The 19,458-nt window shown below is 56.7% G+C and carries 20 protein-coding genes; 9 read left to right on the top strand and 11 right to left on the bottom strand.

Annotated elements, in window-relative coordinates; translation table 11 throughout:
- Position 1 precedes the first annotated feature (1 nt).
- The gene (locus AC6I8T_RS22365; protein WP_208725649.1) at positions 2–925 is read left to right on the top strand and encodes a dihydrodipicolinate synthase family protein; all 924 of its coding nucleotides are present in this window, start codon (positions 2–4) and stop codon (positions 923–925) included.
- Here the strand turns inward: AC6I8T_RS22365 and AC6I8T_RS22360 are convergent.
- Positions 909–1,985, bottom strand: coding sequence for a glutamine amidotransferase-related protein (locus AC6I8T_RS22360; RefSeq protein WP_208725648.1), 1,077 nt, complete (start codon positions 1,983–1,985; stop codon positions 909–911). The two genes, AC6I8T_RS22365 and AC6I8T_RS22360, sit on opposite strands and share 17 nt — an antisense overlap.
- Positions 1,986–2,052: 67 nt before the next feature.
- Here AC6I8T_RS22360 and AC6I8T_RS22355 point away from each other — a divergent pair, with 67 nt between their 5' ends.
- Positions 2,053–3,261: a pyridoxal phosphate-dependent aminotransferase gene (locus tag AC6I8T_RS22355; RefSeq protein ID WP_208725647.1), complete on the top strand. Its 1,209-nt coding sequence runs from the start codon at positions 2,053–2,055 to the stop codon at positions 3,259–3,261.
- A gap of 561 nt (positions 3,262–3,822) precedes the next feature.
- Positions 3,823–5,022, top strand: coding sequence for a formaldehyde dehydrogenase, glutathione-independent (fdhA, locus tag AC6I8T_RS22350; RefSeq protein WP_208725646.1), 1,200 nt, complete (start codon positions 3,823–3,825; stop codon positions 5,020–5,022).
- 133 nt (positions 5,023–5,155) lie between these two features.
- Here the strand turns inward: fdhA and AC6I8T_RS22345 are convergent, their stop codons facing one another.
- Entirely contained in the window at positions 5,156–5,992 is an 837-nt protein-coding gene (locus AC6I8T_RS22345) for an oxidoreductase (RefSeq protein ID WP_208725645.1), read from the bottom strand.
- Positions 5,993–6,097: 105 nt separating this feature from the next.
- Between AC6I8T_RS22345 and AC6I8T_RS22340 the strand changes: the two genes are divergently transcribed.
- Together AC6I8T_RS22340 and AC6I8T_RS22335 are read left to right on the top strand one after the other, a co-directional pair.
- Entirely contained in the window at positions 6,098–7,033 is a 936-nt protein-coding gene (locus AC6I8T_RS22340; protein ID WP_208725644.1) for an AraC family transcriptional regulator, read from the top strand.
- Between the two features lie 43 nt (positions 7,034–7,076).
- Positions 7,077–7,604 (top strand): GNAT family N-acetyltransferase, encoded by a 528-nt coding sequence (locus AC6I8T_RS22335; protein WP_497834423.1) that lies wholly within the window; start codon positions 7,077–7,079, stop codon positions 7,602–7,604.
- A 46-nt stretch (positions 7,605–7,650) separates the two neighbouring features.
- Here the strand turns inward: AC6I8T_RS22335 and AC6I8T_RS22330 are convergent, their stop codons facing one another.
- The 6 genes from AC6I8T_RS22330 to AC6I8T_RS22305 form a co-directional block, all read right to left on the bottom strand.
- Complete coding sequence (locus AC6I8T_RS22330; protein ID WP_497834422.1) at positions 7,651–8,772, bottom strand: M20 family metallopeptidase; 1,122 nt, start codon at positions 8,770–8,772, stop codon at positions 7,651–7,653.
- The gene (locus AC6I8T_RS22325; protein ID WP_208725641.1) at positions 8,769–9,527 is read right to left on the bottom strand and encodes a glutamine amidotransferase; all 759 of its coding nucleotides are present in this window, start codon (positions 9,525–9,527) and stop codon (positions 8,769–8,771) included. Before AC6I8T_RS22325 ends, AC6I8T_RS22330 begins: the two co-directional genes overlap by 4 nt.
- Before the next feature lie 11 nt (positions 9,528–9,538).
- Positions 9,539–10,618, bottom strand: a complete 1,080-nt coding sequence (locus tag AC6I8T_RS22320; protein WP_497834421.1) for a phosphotriesterase family protein — start codon at positions 10,616–10,618, stop codon at positions 9,539–9,541.
- Positions 10,619–10,621: 3 nt separating this feature from the next.
- Positions 10,622–11,632, bottom strand: coding sequence for an ABC transporter permease (locus AC6I8T_RS22315; protein WP_208725639.1), 1,011 nt, complete (start codon positions 11,630–11,632; stop codon positions 10,622–10,624).
- A 10-nt stretch (positions 11,633–11,642) separates the two neighbouring features.
- Positions 11,643–12,389, bottom strand: a complete 747-nt coding sequence (locus AC6I8T_RS22310) for an ATP-binding cassette domain-containing protein (RefSeq protein ID WP_497834519.1) — start codon at positions 12,387–12,389, stop codon at positions 11,643–11,645.
- 353 nt (positions 12,390–12,742) lie between these two features.
- On the bottom strand, positions 12,743–13,765 hold the full coding sequence (locus tag AC6I8T_RS22305; protein ID WP_208725638.1) for a LacI family DNA-binding transcriptional regulator: 1,023 nt from the start codon (positions 13,763–13,765) through the stop codon (positions 12,743–12,745).
- A gap of 293 nt (positions 13,766–14,058) precedes the next feature.
- On the opposite strand from AC6I8T_RS22305, the gene AC6I8T_RS22300 reads away from it, so the two are divergent.
- On the top strand, positions 14,059–15,006 hold the full coding sequence (locus tag AC6I8T_RS22300; protein ID WP_208725637.1) for an ABC transporter substrate-binding protein: 948 nt from the start codon (positions 14,059–14,061) through the stop codon (positions 15,004–15,006).
- A 16-nt stretch (positions 15,007–15,022) separates the two neighbouring features.
- On the opposite strand, the gene AC6I8T_RS22295 is transcribed toward AC6I8T_RS22300, so the two are convergent.
- A complete protein-coding gene (locus AC6I8T_RS22295; RefSeq protein ID WP_497834420.1) occupies positions 15,023–15,901 on the bottom strand; it encodes a PfkB family carbohydrate kinase in 879 nt (292 codons plus the stop codon).
- A 24-nt stretch (positions 15,902–15,925) separates the two neighbouring features.
- Here AC6I8T_RS22295 and AC6I8T_RS22290 point away from each other — a divergent pair, with 24 nt between their 5' ends.
- Positions 15,926–16,768, top strand: a complete 843-nt coding sequence (locus AC6I8T_RS22290) for a BtpA/SgcQ family protein (protein WP_497834419.1) — start codon at positions 15,926–15,928, stop codon at positions 16,766–16,768.
- 2 nt (positions 16,769–16,770) lie between these two features.
- Positions 16,771–17,412, top strand: coding sequence for a TenA family protein (locus AC6I8T_RS22285; protein WP_497834418.1), 642 nt, complete (start codon positions 16,771–16,773; stop codon positions 17,410–17,412).
- On the opposite strand, the gene AC6I8T_RS22280 is transcribed toward AC6I8T_RS22285, so the two are convergent.
- The gene (locus AC6I8T_RS22280) at positions 17,409–17,915 is read right to left on the bottom strand and encodes a phenolic acid decarboxylase (protein ID WP_208725633.1); all 507 of its coding nucleotides are present in this window, start codon (positions 17,913–17,915) and stop codon (positions 17,409–17,411) included. The two genes, AC6I8T_RS22285 and AC6I8T_RS22280, sit on opposite strands and share 4 nt — an antisense overlap.
- 99 nt (positions 17,916–18,014) lie before the next feature.
- Between AC6I8T_RS22280 and AC6I8T_RS22275 the strand changes: the two genes are divergently transcribed.
- Positions 18,015–18,917 (top strand): LysR family transcriptional regulator, encoded by a 903-nt coding sequence (locus AC6I8T_RS22275; RefSeq protein ID WP_415174437.1) that lies wholly within the window; start codon positions 18,015–18,017, stop codon positions 18,915–18,917.
- On the opposite strand, the gene AC6I8T_RS22270 is transcribed toward AC6I8T_RS22275, so the two are convergent.
- Entirely contained in the window at positions 18,888–19,403 is a 516-nt protein-coding gene (locus AC6I8T_RS22270; RefSeq protein ID WP_208725631.1) for a GNAT family N-acetyltransferase, read from the bottom strand. The two genes, AC6I8T_RS22275 and AC6I8T_RS22270, sit on opposite strands and share 30 nt — an antisense overlap.
- Between the last annotated feature and the right edge of the window lie 55 nt (positions 19,404–19,458).

Here is a 19,458-nt window from a genome sequence, read left to right as displayed (position 1 = left end):
CATGAAAGACATTAACGAATGCCGTGAACGCCTGCGTGGCATTTTCAACATCACCGTCACGCCGTTTGATGCCACAGGCGCGATCGACTTCGCTGCGCTGCACGAAAACATTGAGCGCGTCATTGGTCTGGGTTATGACGGCATTCTGATTGGTGGAACCTACGGTGAATTCCCGGTGATGTCGCTGGCGGAACGTCGTGAACTGTTCCATCAGGTGATGGACTGCGTACAGGACCGCATCCCGGTGATGCTGTGCAGCGCCAGTTCCGATCCGCGCGATGCGCGTGAGCTGACGACTCTGGCGGGTGACCTCGGTGGCTTGCCGATGGTCACCGCACCTTACGTCAGTGAAATCACCGATGCGCAAATTCTGGCTTATTTCAAAGAGATGGCCCCGTTATCCAAAACCGGCATCCTGGTGTACAACGCGCCGGGTATTGGCATCACGCTGTCGCCAGCCTTGCTGGAGCAACTGGCTGATGTGGCCGGTGTGGTGGGGATCAAGCAGGGCGATCTCAACCCGACAGCCATTGACCAGATCGCTAACCGTCTGCGCGGTCGCCTGCGCCTGTTCTGTGCTTCGGATCTGGCGTTCTTAGGCCCGATGATGGCCGGTTTTGATGGCATCAGCACCACCAACAGCGGCGCGCTGCCGGAGCTGGTGTTAGCCACCTTCCGTGCCGTGGAAAAAGGCGATGCGGCGACGGCGCGCGATCTTCATCAGCTGTGGTACGACTACCGCGCGCTGGCGCGTCAGCACGGTCAGCCGCAACTGGTCAAGGCAGCGATGGCGCTGCGGGGCTTTAACGGTGGTCGCGTCCGTGCGCCGCTGCTGCCGATCTCTGCCGATGCGCAGGCGCAACTTGCCAGCGTGATGCGTAAGCTGGCAAGCGATGCGCGTACCGGCGTCAGCCTCGCTGACTGAGTGCCGCCCGCAGGAACGCGGTAATCAGCGGGTGTGGGGCATCCGGGCGTGACGCCAGTTCAGGATGCCCCTGCACACCTTGCCAGAATGGATGATCGGGCAGGGTAATCGCCTCAACGATATCGTCGGTGTGGGCGTTAACCTGCACGCCGCTGGCCTTCAACTGCGGCAACAGCGCCGGATTGAAGCGATAACGGTGGTTGTAGTGCATCTCCCCGTCAGCAAACGGCATCACGCCGCAACGATGACGGTGATCGGCAAAGGCCACAAAGCTATGCAAGGCGGCATCGGGTGCCACTTCCGCGAGGATCGCTTCGGCATAACCCGGCTGCTGGCGGACTGCGGCAGTGCTCATGCTCTGCATACCCAGGCACAGGCCGAGGCTGGGGAGTGCGCGGCTTCGGGTCGCTTGCGCCACGCGGATTTGCCCCTGCACCGCCGCCATCGAGGAACCGCCCGGCAGCAGCACGCCATGCAGGCCTTCCAGTTCGTGCAGGTCAACGGATAAGGTGGCAGGCGGCAAAAAACGGATGTCGAGTGTCAGATGCAACGCCGCTGCGGCATCGCCCAGTGCCGCCAGCGTGGCGGGATAAGCCTGGCGGTGATCGGCTTCCCGGCCAATCAGACCAATGCGCAGCTCTGGGGGTGTTTCCACGGTTGGCGTGGCTGACCAGCGACCATAGTGGTCGGCGTGCAGCGTCAGCAGGGTTTGTGCGGCATCGCGCAGCACCAGCGTCTGACCGCTATCGTGGCTGAACAGGCGTTGACCGGGTAAATCGACGATCTCATCGCTGCGTGCGTTGGGTACGACGATCACCGCGTCAGCCGTGGGTAATGCGCTGACTGCGTTGACTTCCTGTCGCAGCGTATCGCTGCGATACAGGCCGCTGGTAACGCAGTAACCGGTTCGCGCCACATGTTGATGGCTATCGGGCACATCGCCGCAGAAGTCAGGGCGCAGGCTCCATAACGGCAGCCTGTGTTGGTTAGCCCAGTGGCTGGCGGTGACACCGTAACGAGCTGGTAAGGGTGAATCATCAAGAATGAATATGAGTGACACGGCAATTTCCTGCTGATGTTGGGTGAATAATTGTATTATTTGAATCATCAGATACAAAAGAGGATTTATGAATATCAGTCAAACGGCCCGGCGTATGCAGCGGGTACGACCTTCGCCCACCGCCACCATTTCTGACCAGGTGCGTGAACTGGAGGTCGCAGGAAAAGCGGTGATCAATTTAGGGGAAGGTGAGCTGGATTTCGCCACGCCAGCAGCCATCAGTTATGCCGGGATTGAAGCGATTATCCAGCAGCAAACCAAATACACCGCGGTGGCGGGTACGGCGGTATTAAAAGCAGCGATTGCCGGAAAGTTTGCCCGTGACAATCAACTGCAATTCGCTCCGGATGAAATCATTGCCGGGAGCGGTGCCAAACAGCTGATTTTCAATGCGTTGCTGGCAACGGTGGATGTCGGGCAGCAGGTGATCATCCCGGCCCCTTATTGGGTGTCCTATCCCGATATGGTGACGCTGGCGGAAGGTGAGCCGGTGATAGTGCCCTGTGATGAACAGCATGGCTGGAAACTGCAACCGGCCGCGCTTGCCGCGGCGCTGACGGCAGAGACGCGCTGGGTGATCCTCAATTCACCCGGCAATCCAACCGGCGCGATTTACAGCGCGCAGGAACTGCGCGCGCTGGCGGCGGTACTGTCCGATCATCCGCAGGTGTTGATTATGGCGGATGATATCTATGAACCGCTGCGTTATGACCAGACGCCATTTGCCACCTTTGCGGAAGTGGCTCCGCAACTGGCGCATCGCACGCTGACGGTGAACGGGGTTTCGAAAAGCCATGCCATGACCGGCTGGCGTCTGGGCTACGCCGCAGGACCACGCTGGCTGATTGCGGCAATGCAGGTGCTGCAATCGCAAAGCACCTCCAACCCCAGCAGCATCGCCCAGGCGGCCGCAGTCGCCGCGCTCAATCAACCGGCGGATTTTCTGGTGGGCTGGCTGGAAAAGCTGGATCAGCGCCGCCAGCAGGTACTGGCGATGGTGGCAGCAGTTGACGGCCTGAGCGCCAGCGCACCGCAGGGCGCATTTTATGTGTTCGCCAATTGCCAGGGGTTGCTCGGACGACAGACGCCGGACGGCGAGCGGATCGCTGACGATAAGGCGCTGGCGTCCTGGTTGCTGGCAGAAGCGCAAGTGGCGGTGCTACACGGTTCCGCATTTGGTACGCCGGGTTATCTGCGTATCGCTTATGCGGTAGATGATGCGCTGCTGGCCACCGCCTGCCAGCGACTGACGGCGGCGTGCGGCAAACTGCGTTAGGTGTATTGCGCGATAAATCGCGCCGCTACGGAATTCTGCACGTACCGTTGCGCAATTCTGCACGCACCGTAGCGGCGTGATTTATCACGCGCCGTTACGCAATTTTGCACGAACCGTAGCGGCGTGATTTATCACGCGCCGTTACGCAATTTTGCACGAACCGTAGCGGCGTGATTTATCACGCGCCGTTACGCAATTTTGCACGAACCGTAGCGGCGTGATTTATCACGCGCCGTTACGCAATTTTGCACGAACCGTAGCGGCGTGATTTATCACGCGCCGTTACGCAATTTTGCACGTACCGTAGCGGCGTGATTTATCACGCATAATTAATGACGGTATAATTAAATTCGGTCCTAATCAGTTTCTCGCTGAAATTATCCACAAGTTGAATGATGATTAATTTAATTGTGACGCCTTGCACACATCACAAATAATAACAGGATAAATATCGTTCGTTAGCGGGGGGAGTTATTAAGCTTAAGGGCGCAGAGTATGTCTCTATGCTCAACTGCGACATTCAAAACTTAATAACCAGCCAACTATCTGAAAGGTACTCACATGTCTGAAAATCGTGGAGTGGTCTACATAGGTAAAGGTAAAGTTGAAGTCCAGTCGATTGATTATCCAAAAATGCACGATCCCCGAGGGAAGAAAATAGAACACGGGGTGATCCTCAAAGTGTTATCCACCAATATCTGCGGTTCCGATCAACATATGGTGCGTGGGCGAACTACCGCCCAGGAAGGCCTGGTACTCGGCCATGAAATCACCGGCGAGGTGATTGAACTCGGGCGCGATGTCGAAAGGTTCGCTCTCGGTGATGTGGTGTCGGTGCCGTTCAACGTGGCCTGTGGCCGTTGCCGTTCCTGTAAAGAACAACATACCGGTGTCTGCCTGACGGTCAACCCGGCCCGGGCCGGGGGCGCGTATGGTTACGTGGATATGGGCGATTGGGTCGGCGGCCAGGCGAAGTATGTGCTGGTACCTTATGCCGATTTCAACTTACTCAAGCTGCCGGATCGTGAGCAGGCGTTAGAGAAAATCAAAGACTTAACCTGTCTTTCCGATATTCTGCCGACCGGCTTTCATGGCGCAGTCACCGCTGGTGTCGGCCCCGGCAGCACCGTCTATGTGGCCGGGGCCGGTCCGGTGGGGATGGCGGCTGCGGCGTCAGCCCGTCTGCTGGGGGCGGCGGTGGTGATTGTCGGTGATATGAATGAGGCGCGCATTAAACATGCGGCACAACAGGGTTTCGAAGTGGTTGATCTCAGTAAAGATACCCCGTTGCATGAGCAGATTGCTGATATCCTCGGCGAGCCAGAAGTGGATTGCGCCATCGATGCCGTTGGTTTTGAGGCGCGTGGACACGGCCATGAAGGCGCGCAGCATGAAGCCCCGGCCACGGTGCTTAACGCGCTGATGCAGGTGACACGGGTGGCAGGAAAAATCGGGGTGCCCGGTCTGTACGTCACCGAAGATCCGGGTGCGGTCGATCAGGCTGCCAAAATGGGTAGCCTGAGCATTCGTCTCGGACTGGGCTGGGCGAAATCACACGCCTTCCAGACCGGCCAGGCACCGGTGATGAAATATAATCGCCAACTGATGCAAGCTATTCTGTGGGATCGCATTCCGATTGCCAAAATAGTGGGTGTTGAAGTGATTTCTCTGGAAGATGCACCGCGCGGTTACAGTGAATTTGATTCTGGCGCACCGAAAAAATTTGTTATTGATCCGCATTTTTCTTTCTCGAAACCCTAGCCAGAGAACCTATTTATTGTGTGAGAATGTCATCGGGTAATTGTTAGAAAACTGCGCCAGTATTTAGCAGAGAAATAGGGTGCTGGCGCAGGGTGAGATTCAGGTTAAATAATTTACCTTTCCTGACAATTTATTATTCGCCATCGGTGGAACGGGTTAATTCTTCCCAGCGATCCATCTCCTCATGTAACGTTGCCAGCTTATTTCGCACCAGCGTCAGCGCATCACTGCCCAGTAACAAATGCGACGGCGGATTGTCGCTGGCGATAATGGCCAGCATCGCCTGTGCGGCTTTTTGCGGATCGCCCAATTGTTTGCCGCTTTTCTCCACGCGCGCCTGGCGGATAGGATCGAACAAGGTATCGTAATCAGGGATGCTGCGCGCGCTACGTACCATTGAACGTCCCGCCCAGTCGGTGCGGAATGAGCCGGGTGCCACGGCAGTGACGAAGATGCCAAAAGGCTGGAGTTCTTTGCCCAGCGCTTCGGAAATGCCTTCCAGCGCAAATTTGCTGCCGCAATAATACGTAATGCCGGGCATGGTGATAAATCCGCCCATCGATGTGATGTTGATAATGTGGCCGCGACGGCGCTGGCGCATATACGGCAGTACCGCTTTGATCACCGCCACGGCACCAAACACGTTGACGTCAAACTGACGGCGCATCTCCTCCAGCGAGGACTCCTCCATCACCCCTTCATGGCCGTAACCGGCATTGTTCACCAGCACATCAATCGCTCCCTGGTGGGACTCCACGGCATTGATGCAATCTTCAATGGCGGAGAAATCGGTCACATCCAGCAGGCAGGCGCTGGCATAGCCAGGTTTCAGCGCTTCAAACGCCTGCTTTGCCTCCTGATTGCGTACGGTGCCAATCACCCGATGGCCCTGGCTCAATGCCTGTTGTGCCAGCGCACGACCAAAGCCGCTGCTGACGCCGGTGATAAACAAGGTTTTGGTTGATGACATAAGATTCGCTCCCTATAAACGTGAAAATGCATAATATTCTCAACCATGACTTGTATTGAGGCCGTATCTTCTGTTTTTATTGCCTAATCTTATGAGGGGTGGGTTATGAGCGATAATACCCAGGCGCAGATGGTGACGTTACTGCGGGCGCTGGCTCCGCAGGAAGGCTATAACCTGACCGCGCTGGAGCAGGTACGTATCCTGCGTTCTGACCGTCCGCTGGCGCGCACGCCGGTGCTGTACGATCCGGGCATCGTGATTGTTTGCCAGGGCAGCAAACGCGGTTATCTGGGCCATCAGGTTTATCTTTATGACGAGCAGCAATACCTGGCGGTATCCGTACCGGTGCCTTTTGTGATGGAAACGACGGCGTCAGCCGAACGGCCATTGCTCGCCATCTACCTGCATCTGGATTTCGCGGTGGCGGCGGAGCTGATGCTGCAACTTGATCAGCAGGGCGGTACGCAGCCGATCCCTGCGCCGCAAAGTATGATGTCCAGCCCGATGGATGCCGTAATGAAAAGCACCGTGTTGCGTTTTTTGCAGGCGCTGCATGACCCGCGTGATGCGGTGATCCTCGGGCCAGCATTGATGCGTGAGTTGTATTATCGCGTATTGACCGGCGCGCAGGGCAGCGTATTGCGCGCTGCGTTAAGTCAGCAGGGGCAATTTGGTAAAGTCAGTAAAGCGTTGCGCCATATCCACGCCTGCTATGCGCTGCCGCTGCAACTGGCGCAACTGGCCGCCGCCGCGGGGATGAGTGTGCCAACTTTCCACAGCCATTTTAAAGCGATAACCGGCGTTGCCCCCATGCAGTACGTGAAGTCAGTGCGGCTGCATCAGGCGCGGATGTTGATGGTGCGCCAGACGCTGACCGCGGCAGCGGCCAGTTTCGCCGTGGGATATGAAAGCCCGTCGCAGTTTAACCGTGAATTTAAACGCCTGTTTGGCCTGCCGCCCGCCGAGGAGAGCCGCAGGATGCAGCAACATTTTGCCGTGCCGCCGGAACAGCCGGACGCGATATTTATTTCATCGCATTAACCACGCTACGGGGCATCATCGTTTAAAAAGGGACTCAGAGGATATGTCGTTGAACGAAAACGTGTCTGAAAACTATCTCATCCGGCAGGCCACCATTCAGGATGTTCCCCGGATACTGGAACTGCATTTTGCCGGTTTAAAAGAGACAAACTCCTGTTCTACCGATACCTCCTTAGATGCTGATCTTTATCATTTTGCCGAACACTATCAACGCGTTGATACACGCTTTGTGGTCGCTGTTTCCCGGCTGGAGGCGATCGTTGGCATGGGGGCGCTGGTCAGCCTTTCTTCTGACCACTATGAGATCAAAAGAATGCGGGTAGCGAGTCACTGCCGTCGACAGGGAATTGCGCAGCAAATACTGGATGAGCTGCTGACATTTGCGGCCAGACAACATCCCCAACGGGATATCCTGCTCGACAGTTCGCAAACACAAACTGCTGCTCACCGGCTGTATGAAAACAACGGTTTTGTTTGTTACGGCGAAGCGCTGATTGGTGGGGATATCCCCAGTTATTTGTTCAGGAGGCCCGGCAAGGCGGCTAACTGCCTGGAGCGTGAAGCGCGATAAATCGCGCTGCGCCGCTACGGACCGGTTTGCGTAGCGGCGTAATTTATCACGCCCCGTCCGTCATCCACTGCACAATAATCTCCCCGTATAACGCCTCCGCTTCCGCCAGCCGTGACAGCAGGCAATATTCATCGGTCTGATGCGCCAGGGTCGGTTCACCCGGCCCCAGGATCACGCAGGGCGGTGAACCGAGTGCCGGCAGCAGCAGCGAGGCATCGGTAAAGTAAGGCACAATGCGTGGCGTAAGGGGGTCGTCGTGCAGCGGCTGACATAACTGGAAAATCTGCTGTATCCAGCGTTGCTGTGCGGCACTCAGCACCGCAGGCAGATCCACCAGGGTGGTGATAAACACCGTTTCACCCAGGGTGGTGGCCAGGCGCTGGCGGATCTCAGCATGTTGCAGATTCGGCGCGGTGCGGATATCCACATCAAAGGCGGTGCGGTCCGGTACCGAGTTGATATTTAATCCCCCCTGAATGCGGCCGACGTTGAGCGTCGGTTGCTTCATCAACGGATGTGGCGCACCCGGTGAGAAATGCTGAATCTTGCCCAGCGCCTCGGCTGCGAGGTAGATGGCGTTGATACCAAGATGCGGCATCGCGCCATGAGCGGTTTTGCCGCGCGTTTCACAACGTAGCCACAACGCACCCTTATGCCCGATCACCGGATAGTTGGCGGTCGGTTCACCGACAATCAACGCCCCCGGCTGGGGCAGCGTTTGGCTGGCAATCAAGGCGCGAGCGCCGTCACAACCGGTTTCTTCGCCGCCGGTGAGGTACAACACCACGCCGCTGCCCGCCATGATGGCATCTTTATGTCGGACGCAGGCGAGGATAAACGCGGCAATCGCCGCTTTCATATCGCTGCTGCCTCGACCATACAGGCGGTCATCGCGCACATCGGTACCAAAAGGATCGAACTGCCATTCGGCGTTACCGAGTGGGACGGTATCCAGATGGCCGGTAAAACCGAGTGGCGCTCCACCCGCTGCACCGGGCAGGGTGGCGATGAGATTGGCGCGCCGATCGCCGAAGCTGTGGCGCTGCACGGTAAATCCTGCCTGTTCGAGGTAATCTGCCAGCCAGGCCATGCAGGCGGCCTCGTCACCCGGTGGATTGATGGTGTTAAAACCCAGCAATTGCTGGGTTAAAGCGACAACTGCGCTCATGCATGTGCCCCGGTGAGCCAGTCGAGACAGTTGATCCACAACTGACGAAAACCGGACCATTGGGCAAACTCTGGTGGCAGCCAGTGGGCCGACATATCGCTGGTCCACACCAGGGTGCGTCCCTGTTGGTACTCACGCACCGCCAGCAGCGGATGGGCGGTGCCCGCCACCGTCGCCAGCAACTGACCTTCCGGCTGCATCTCCACTTCGTTGTAGCCCAGCAACCACGGCATATCGCCCGGCAGATTCTCCAGCACCGCATGGGGGGTGGTCTGCTCCAGATAACAACCTTCCGGTCGCTCCACCCGGTCATCCCAGGCGAGACAACGTACCGGCAAGGTCTGCTCCACCGCGGTGTTGCGATAACGCGCGCCACCGTTAATGCCCTGGAAGCTGTAATAACCACCAATCATCATCAGTGCGCCGCCCTGTGCGACATAATCATGCAGCAGCGTCAGGCGATTGGCGGTGCGCTGGCTTTTCAGCCAGGTGGCCGGATGCAGCAACAGGGTATTGGCCCCGATATCCGACAGAATAATCACATCCCACGCCTGCAAAGCTTCCAGCGTCAGCGGAAACTGCTCCGGCGCTTCATGTACCGGCATATGGGTGATCTGATAAGCGCTATCCGCTAACGCGGCAAGAAAATCTACCGCGCCGTTGTGCCAGGTGGCGGTAGCAAACTGATCAAAGCCTTTGATATGTGTCGCGGTGCTGGTCCAGGATTCACCTACCAGCAAAACCTTTTTCGTCATGATTTTCTCCATTACGCGCCAAATACCCGCTGCGGGTTGGCGATCATCAACGTTTCTAACTGCTCGCCGCTGACGCCATGACGGCGCAAACGCGGTACGAAGTTTTTCAGGATATGACCGTAGCCGTGCCCGCCGTAACGGGTCAGCATGGTTTTCAGGAACACATCCTGCGATAACAGGATCTGATTGATGTAACCGTCGTCGATCAGGGCACAGATGGCGAGGGCGTTCTCTTCATCCGATGGCGATTGCGCCTCTTCATCGGCGTAGTAATAGCCCATGCCAATCATGTCGTACTCGAGATACGCACCGCGATCCGCCAGCTCACGCTGATAGGTTTTATCGGCGTGGCTGGGGTTCATATGGCACAACACGGTATGCCGCAGATCGGCCCCTTCCTGTTCCAGTATGTCCAGCACCTTGTGGCCCAACCGTTCCCAGCCGGGCAGATGCACCTCAATGGGCACGCCGGTCGCCGCGCTGGCGCGCCCGGCAGCACGCAGGGATTTCTCCTCGTCTCCCGTGAAGCGGCTGGACACGCCAATCTCGCCAATCAACCCGGCCAGCACTTCGGGTTTCTCCGCCAGGCCACCCAGGTCATAAATCAGTTTCTCGGTGAGTTGTTCCACGCTGGTGGTTTTCACCCACTCCGGGTGCGAGGGTTGCAGATACAACCCGGTGCCCATCACGATATTCAGGCCGGTCAGACGCGCGATGCGTTGCAGGGCTTTGGGATCGCGTCCAATGCCGATATTGGTGGGGTCGACCACGGTTTCCCCGCCCAGCGCGCGGAACTTCATCAGCTCCTCGATCGCCACGTCGACGTCAAACAGCTGGCAGTTATCTCGGCTCATTAGCGGATTCAGTGACAGATCACCGAGATTTTCGATGCGAACCGGCATCTCGGCGATATGGCGATCGCTGCAACAGCAGGGCGGTACCCACTTGCCCGAGGCATCGAGCAAAATATGTTCATGCATCAAGGTGACGCCCATCTGATCCAACGGCAACGGGCCGAGGACGGTCATCACGTAACCACTTTGCACGCCGAGCGGCAGGGGGTCGGGATGACGGAAAATCGAACCTTTCATCAGCTATCCTTTGGCGGTGGCGCGGGCAGGGTTGAGAATGCGCGTGTTAATCCAGATGGCGAGCAGGATGATCGCGCCGGTGGCGATTTGCGTGTAGAACGGCGAGATATGCGACAGGATCAACCCGTTCTGGATAATGGCGATGGAAAGTGCACCGAGCAGCGTGCCGATCACCGTACCAAAACCGCCAAACAGGCTAGTGCTGCCCAGCACCACCGCCGCAATCACCTGCAATTCAAAGCCTTCGCCCTGGTTGGAGGAACCGCTACCGAGGCGGGCTGTGATGATCATCCCGGCCAGCGCGGCGGCCATACCGCTGATGATGTACACCCGCATCACCACCGCTTTGGTATTGATACCGCTGCGACGCGCCCCTTCCGCATTCGCGCCGATGGCGGTGACGTAGCGGCCAAAACGCATATGGTTCAGCACCACATGACCGACAATCAGCACCACAATGCCAATCAGCGCTGGCATCGGAATACCCACCACCCACGCACGCCCCATAAAGGTGAAGGGGCTGTCGCCAGGAACCGGAATCGAATAACCCTGCGTGATCAACAGCGCCACACCACGTACCACCGCCAGGGTAGCGAGGGTGACGATAAATGCCGGGATCCCTTCATACGCGATAAAGAATCCATTGATCGCCCCGACCAGCGCGCCCATTGCCAGCCCGCCGATCAACACGCAATACCACGGCCAGCCCCAGCTGTTGAGGGCAATGGCGGATAACGCGCCCACCAGCGCCAGCGTCGAACCGACCGAGAGATCAATACCGCCGGTGGTGATCACCAGCGTCATTGCGGTGGCGACAATCAGTAACGGCGCGCTCTGGCGAATGATGTTGAGCCAGTTAGGCGTAGTAAGAAAATTGCTGGTGATCAGCGAAAACACCACGCAGCAGAAAACGAAAAACAGCGCAATGCTGACCACGCCCGAATGGTTATGTAGCAGGCGTTTGGGTAGCGAATGCTGAATCATGCGTGTACCGGAGAGGTTAACCATACTCATACTCGTTCCCTTAGTGGGCGTGGGCAGACGGCGCGCTGAACTTCTCACCGACGATCAGGTTGACGATTTCACTCAGGCTGGTGTCGGTCACCCGACGATCCGCCACGTTGGTGCCTTCGTACATCACCATGATGCGATCGCACACCAGGAACAGATCCTGTAACCGGTGGGTGATCAGGATGACGCTGACGCCACGCGCGCTGACGCGTTTGATTAGCGCCAATACTGCCTCCACTTCGGCCACTGCCAGCGCGGCGGTCGGCTCATCCATGATCAACACTTTGGGGTTGAAGGCGGCTGCACGAGCAATGGCGATCGCCTGGCGCTGTCCTCCGGAGAGATTACGCACCAACAGCCGGGTATCGGGAATCGAGATCCCCAAACCCTTCAGCATTTCGCGTGCATCGGCGTGCATTTTTTGTTGATCGAGAAAGGGCACACCCAACAGGCGTTTCATGGGTTCACGCCCCATAAACAGGTTACCCGCCACGTCTACCGTGTCGCACAGTGACAAATCCTGATAAACCATTTCGATATGGCAACGACGGGCATCGGCCGGATTGGCAAAACGCTGCTCCTCGCCATCGATGCGAATGGCACCACTGGTGGGGACCACCGCGCCAGAAAGCACCTTGGTCAGCGTGGATTTACCGGCACCGTTGTCGCCTACCAGACCCAGCACTTCGCCGGGGGCTAGCTCGAGATTGACGCCGCGTAGCGAGCGAATCGAGCCGTAGGTTTTGGTGATATTGACCATCTCAACCCGTGCCGGGGCGGCACGTTGCTGCTGTTGCATCTCAACACTCCCCTTGTGAATCAAACGGAGACGTTGCATCAGCGGGCGTATCACGCGGTAAAGGTTCACATCTTGTAAACCGGTTTACCCGATGCGCGTAATACGTGCCGCTGACCAACGCATGTCTTGCAGAGATATTTGTTCGCCAGGAGAAAGATAGCAGAGACTGTGCCAGGTGAAAAAATCACCTCATTAAATGCTGTCTAACCGATTGTTTAGATGGATGAAAAATTTTTATTTTTTGAGTAAACCGGTTTACTAAACAGCACGGATTTTGCTGATGCTGAGCCAGCAGGGTGCAGCGATGCGCCATTTTAGCGCACAGGGTTTAACCGGCTGATGGAGTCACGGGCGATCCATTCCACCGGAAAGCGGGTTTCCTGTGCAGCGGGAAGATCGCCGTGCAAGAGCGCCAGCATCTGCTCCACGGCGGCACGCCCCATTTCGCGTGCGGGCTGGCGGATGGTGGAGATGCGCGGTTGCGTGAATTCGGCATAGCTGGCGTCATCGAAACCCACCAGCGACAATGCGTCCGGGGCGCGTAAGCCCTGTTCACGTAACCCATCCAGCAGGCCAAGCACCAGGTAGTCACTGGCGGCAAACACCGCAGTGGGACGCTGTTCGGCGGCAAAGAAGTGGTGCAGCGCCTGGGCACCAAAACTGCGTTCATATTTGCCAAACAATACCCACTCCGGCACCACTTCCAGCCCGGCTTGCTGCATGGCGGCGCAAAAACCCTGGTAGCGTTCGCGCACGCTCATCAGCGCATCCGGCCCACCGACAAAGGCGATATGACGATGGCCGGCTGCGATCAGTTGTTCGGTTGCCAGCTTGCCGCCCTGCACGTTGTCGGCGAACACTTTGGGTACGCTGCTGCCAGGGATATCTTCGTCGAGTAACACAATTCGCTGCTGACGCTGCACCTCTTTGCGCAGCAGGCCGTTATCCGGGCGGTTGGTGGTAAACAGCAGGCCATCCACCTGGCAGGTATCCAGCCAGCGAATAAACTGGCACTCCTTGTCGGGATTGTTGCGGGTGATGCACAGCACCAGGCTGTAGCCATGCTGTGAGGCGGCTTCTTCGGCGGCATCCGCCAGTTCAGCAAAGAAGGGGTTGGTAATATCGGGCAGCACCAGGCCCAGGGTTTCGCTGCCGCCTTTGCTCAGGCGACGCGCCAGTGAGTTGCCACGATAATCGAGCTGGCGGATCGCATTTTCGATACGTGTGACGGTATCCTGCGGCAGCACCAGCGAATGATTAAGATAACGCGACACGGTGGCTTTGGATAAGCCGGCCAGTTGCGCGACATCGGAAAGTAATACGCGTTTTTTTGTCATGAATGCACACCTTTTATCGGCACAGCATTAACACATTTTTCCCTGCCAGCGACAGCGTTTTAATACAAAATATTTACTTGACATTGTTTGGTGTTCAGAGAATGTTATTAGCCAGTTTACCCGATGTCGTTTTTCCTTTAGCGCTTTTCACTCGCTCACTGAACGGAGTTCATGACGGAAAAGTAATAAAGGCCGCCTGTGCAGGCAGCAAAGTTATTCTTTGCTGTTAAAGATATTTGTCCCGCAAAAAACTTACCCACTTGGGGTGCAGACTCTTTTTGACGAGGGCAACGATGATGTTATTTAACACCAGCAAGAAAAATGTGTTTTCCTGTGTTGTGCTTCTCTCTTCATTAATCACCACTTCCGCGCTGGCGGCATCAGCAGATTATGCGTTGGTGCAAATCAACCAGCAGGCGCTATTTTTTAATCTGATGAATAAAGGTGCGCAGGAAGCGGCCAAGGCCAGCGGTAAAAATGTCGTTATCTTTAATGCCAACGATAATCCGGTTTCACAAAATGATGCCATAGAAAACTATATCGAGCAGGGCGTAAAAGGCATTATGGTGGACGCCATCGATGTCAATGGCATTATGCCAGCGATTAAAGAAGCGGCGGCGAAAAATATTCCGGTGATTGCCATCGATGCGGTATTACCGGCAGGCCCGCAAGCGGCGCAGGTCGGGGTGGATAACGTCGAAGGCGGTAAGATCCTCGGTAAATATTTCCTCGGTTATGTCGACAAAAGTATGGGCGGCAAAGCACGAGTCGGCGTGGTTGGCGCGTTGAACTCCGCCATCCAGAACGCTCGCCAGAAAGGCTTTGAAGATACGATTAAAAGTAATAAAAACATCAGCGTGGCGGATGTGGTCGATGGCCGCAACATCCAGGATGACGCGATGACGGCAGCGGAAAACCTGATCACCGGCAACCCGGATCTGACCGCCATTTACGCCACCGGTGAACCGGCGCTGCTGGGCGCGATTGCGGCGGTAGAGAACCAGGGCCGCCAGAAGGATATCAAGGTGTTTGGCTGGGATTTGACCGCGCGCGCGATCAACGGCATCGACCAGGGTTATGTGGTGGCGGTGCTGCAACAAGACCCGGAAAAAATGGGTGAGGAAGCGGTGAAGGCGCTCAATACCCTGACGTCGGGTAAGACGGTAGCCAAACAGATCCAGGTTCCGGCGACGGTCGTCACCAAAGAGAACGTTGGCAGCTACCGCTCAATGTTTAAATAAGATCTGAATCGCGCCGTTACGGTTGCGGGATACGAGAAAGAAGGGTTTGCAGTTCTGCGCGTGTCGGGAAGGCACGCCAGGTGCCGCGTCGGCTGACGGTAATGGCGGCGGCGGCAGTCGCGTGGTGTAACGCCAGGCTATCCGGCGCGGTTTGCCGCAGCAGGCTGGAAGCAAGCAGCACGGCGAGGAAGGTATCACCTGCGCCGGTGGTATCAACAACCTCAGCCTGAATGGCAGGCACCTGCCAGTGCTGTTGGTCACGTTGTAATTCGGCACCGGATGCACCAAGGGTGATGATCAGACTGCCGTGTGGTGGCAGCCTGGGTTTCAGCAACGCCGCTTCGCCCTGGTTAACCACGGCGATATCGACCCACGGCCAGCAATCCACAAACGCCGGGTTGACCGGGGAGGGGTTGAATACCGTGGTCATGCCACGCGATTTTGCCAACTGGAATAGCGCCAGCGTGGTGGGTGCGCTGAGATTGCCCTGTTGCAGAAAAATATCGCCGGGTTGTGCGGCCTTTAACCAGTCGCTGACCCGTTCCGGCGTCAGGCTATTTGCCGCGGCGTTGCTGGTCATAATGGCGTTATCACCGTTAGCGGTGGTGAAAATAACCGAGTTATCACTGAAGGGAACACTGGCAACGGCAGGTAATAACAGCAGATTTTCATCACTGGCGCGCTGGCGTAACCATTCACCCTGCGAATCTTCGCCGGTCGCGGTGATTAATGACGTCGTAAGACCACAGCGGGATAATATCATGGCCTGATTGGCACCTTTACCGCCAACATCGCTATGAACTTTATTTCCCAGGGCGGATTCGCCCTCGGCAGGAAAATGATCAACCTGCCAGAATTCATCGACGGTAATATTACCGCATACGTAAATATGCATGGTTTTCTCGAAAAGGTGATTAAGATGGCAGTTATCTCAGCAGAAAAGGGTAATGCAATACAAGCGATATTTTTGCGTCAAAAAGCAGTGATTGGCGTTATTCATTGCGATGCTTTTCCCGGCACGCCAAAATATCGTGGATCGTCAGTGGGTGATATTATTGATCGCGCGTTGCGTGATGCAGATAATTATCTCTCCGGCGGCGTGCATGGTTTGATTGTTGAGAATCATGGCGATATTCCGTTTTCTAAGCCCGAAGATATTGGCCCGGAAACCTCGGCGCTGATGGCGGTGATTACTGAAAAGATTCGCAGCCGCTTTGGCGTGCCGTTGGGTATTAACGTGCTGGCGAATGCCGCCATCCCGGCGCTGGCAACGGCACTGGCGGGCGGGGCCGATTTTATCCGGGTTAACCAGTGGGCCAATGCCTATGTGGCCAACGAAGGATTGATCGAAGGGGCTGCCGCGAAAGCGCTACGTTATCGTAGCCAGTTACGTGCCGAGCATATCCGGGTGTTTGCTGACAGCCATGTCAAACACGGCAGCCACGCCATTGTTGCCGATCGTTCCATCCCCGAGCTTACCCGTGACGTGGAATTTTTTGAGGCGGATGCGGTGATTGCTACCGGGCAACGCACCGGCGATAGTGCCACCCTGAGCGAGATCGACGAAATTCGCAGCGCCACCTCGCTGCCGCTGCTGGTGGGGTCGGGCGTGACACCGGGTAATGTGTGCGAAATCCTCGGACGTACTCAGGGGGTGATTGTCGCCAGTGCGCTGAAGCGGGACGGCGTATGGTGGAACGAAGTGGAACTGGCGCGCGTGAAGCATTTTATGGGCATTGCGAAAGCGGCATTGGGGGAATAACCATGTCATTCACTGACCGCTTATTACAGGAGCATCAGGGGTTATGGCAGGCGATGCAGCAGCATCGCTTTGTGCTGGATATTGAACAGGATCAGCTGGATAGCGCGGTATTCAATCGTTATCTGGTGTTTGAAGGCAACTTTGTCGCCACCGCGATTGCCATCTTTGCGCTGGGTATCAGTAAAGCCCCGGATATCCGTCAGCAGCGCTGGTTGATCACCGTGTTAAACGCACTGGTGGATACGCAGATTGCCTGGTTCGAAGAGGTGTATACCCGGCGCGCTATTGATCCCGCCAGCGTACCCGCAGACGTACCGGGGGTGAAACGCTTTGACGCCGGGATGTTACACACAGCGCAGCAGGGAAGTTATGCCGAGATCATCACCATCATGTTTGGCGCGGAGTGGATGTATTACCACTGGTGCGCACGGGTGGCGCAACAACATCAACGCGATACGGATATCCGCCGCTGGGTCGAACTGCATGCGGAAGAGGCGTTTTACCAACAGGCCAGTTGGTTGAAAGCGGAACTGGATGCCTGTGCGCTGACATTGTCGGAAAGCGAACTACAGCGACTGTCGTCGCTGTATGCCGAGGTGCTGCGCTGGGAAATCGATTTTCACAGCGCCGCCTATGGTGATTAACCGAGGTTAGCCGGGAAGTCGGCGGGCAGCTCGCTCGCCGCACAGGCAATCACGCTGTCGTCATCAGGACCGCAGTCGCGCACAAAGGTAATGGTGGCAAACTCGTCAATGACGGTGGTGGGATAAACCGGTCCCTGTTCGCGATACGCCGCCATTTCTTGCAAATGGTCGTTCTGGAAACAGACGGTTTTTTCCGGATTCAGCATCACCCATTGCGGGAAGAAAATGGTGCCGTGGAACACGCGGTCAGCAAGGTTGGCAATCAGGCTGACGTCGGTGCCGGTCGGTTCCGTCCAGGAAATTTTATACACGTCAGCCGCCACCCGCACGATATACGCCTGCTGGCCTTTCACCCAACGGTTACCCACCAGCCCGCTGTGAATGCGGTAATCCAGTGTGGTGGCATTTTTCACGTAGATCTCATAGTTCCAGCCATTGTCGTAGGTGTAGACCAGATGTTTACCGATAAAACCGCTCAAATCTTCTTTATTGAAATTGCTCATTGTTGATCTCCTTCAGTTGATGCACCTACGATATCGCTGTAAAAATTGAATGAATAACGCTAATTTTGGATGAGTTTCATCTAAAAATTGGATGTGTTTATGTTCAGAACCACGCTGGAGCAGTGGGCAATCCTCGATAAGGTGGTGGAACTGGGGGGATTTAATCAGGCGGCAGAGGCGATGAACCGCAGCCAGTCCTCCGTCAGCTACAATCTTTCGCTGTTGCAGGAGCGTCTGGGCATTGCGCTGTTGCGTATCGAAGGGCGCCGGGCATTGCTCACCGCACAAGGCGAAACCTTACTGGCGCAGGTGCGCCCGTTGCTCAATGCTTTTCACGCGCTGGAAGTGCGCGCGGCCAGCCTGCATAACGGAGCGCGTACCCAACTGGAACTGGTGGTGGATAATATTTTCCCGCGCCAGACGTTGTTCCGGGTGTTGCAGCAGTTCCAGCAGTGCTATCCGGCCACACAAATTCAGCTTACCGAAGTGCTGGAATATGACGATCCCCTGCATCCCGCCGTTCCCGATGCGGATGTGATGGTGATGACGCGACGTGAAGATGTCTCCGGGCGGGGACAATGGCTGATGAACGTCGATTTTCTGGCGGTGATCCACCGCGATCACCCGCTGCTGTCGCTGCCGCAGCCGCTCACCGAGTATGATCTGTCGCGCTATCCGCAAATTCGCATCGGTACTTCGCGTTCGCAGGCACCGCATGCCTCGGTGGGGCAATCCGAGCAGTGGTTTTTTTCCACGGTGGATACCGCCATTGAGGCGGTGATGCATCAGGTGGGGTACGGCTGGCTACCACAGGGGCGCATCGCCGAGGCGTTGCAGCTTGGCGTGCTGCAACCGTTGCCGCTCAATCACGGGGGCCGCCGGAGTACGCCAATGCATCTTATTGTAAAAAAGGAGCTGATTCCGCTGGATGATCAGGTGATCGCCTTGGTTAACCTGTTCACTCGTTATTGTTCAGGGCAGGGTGCTGTCACCGGCACCTAAGGCACGTTGCATAATCACCGTGTCCAGCCAGCGGCCATGTTTGAAGCCGACCGAGTGTAAGGTGCCGGTCACGGTAAAGCCGGCAGAGCGGTGCAGGGCGATAGAGGCGCTGTTCTCGCTGTTGCCGATCACGCCAACCATCTGACGATACCCCTGTTGCTCGGCCCATTGCAGTGCCCGCGCCAGCAGCTGACGGCCAATGCCGCGTCCGGTGAAGCGCTGGTCGATATACACCGAATCTTCCAGACTGAAGCGATAGGCAAAGCGTTCACGCCAGCGCGACAGGTAGCAGTAGCCGAGTACCACGCCATCTTCCTCCGCCACCAACCACGGCAGTCCGGCGGCCGTGATGTTGTGCAGGCGCGCCAGCATGGTGGCATCATCGGGGGGATCGGTTTCAAAAGTGGCGCAACCATGCAGGACATGGTGGGCATAAATTTGTTGGATGCCGGGGATATGTTGTTCTTCTGCCTGCAAAATTTCCATCGTTACCGCTCTCGTTTGTTATCTGCTTTCAGGCTACCCTGTTGGCTTACTCAAT

The sequence above is a fragment of the Pantoea sp. X-Soil-OKNW-556 genome, from assembly GCF_059730695.1.
This window is presented reverse-complemented; position numbering and strand designations above follow the sequence as displayed.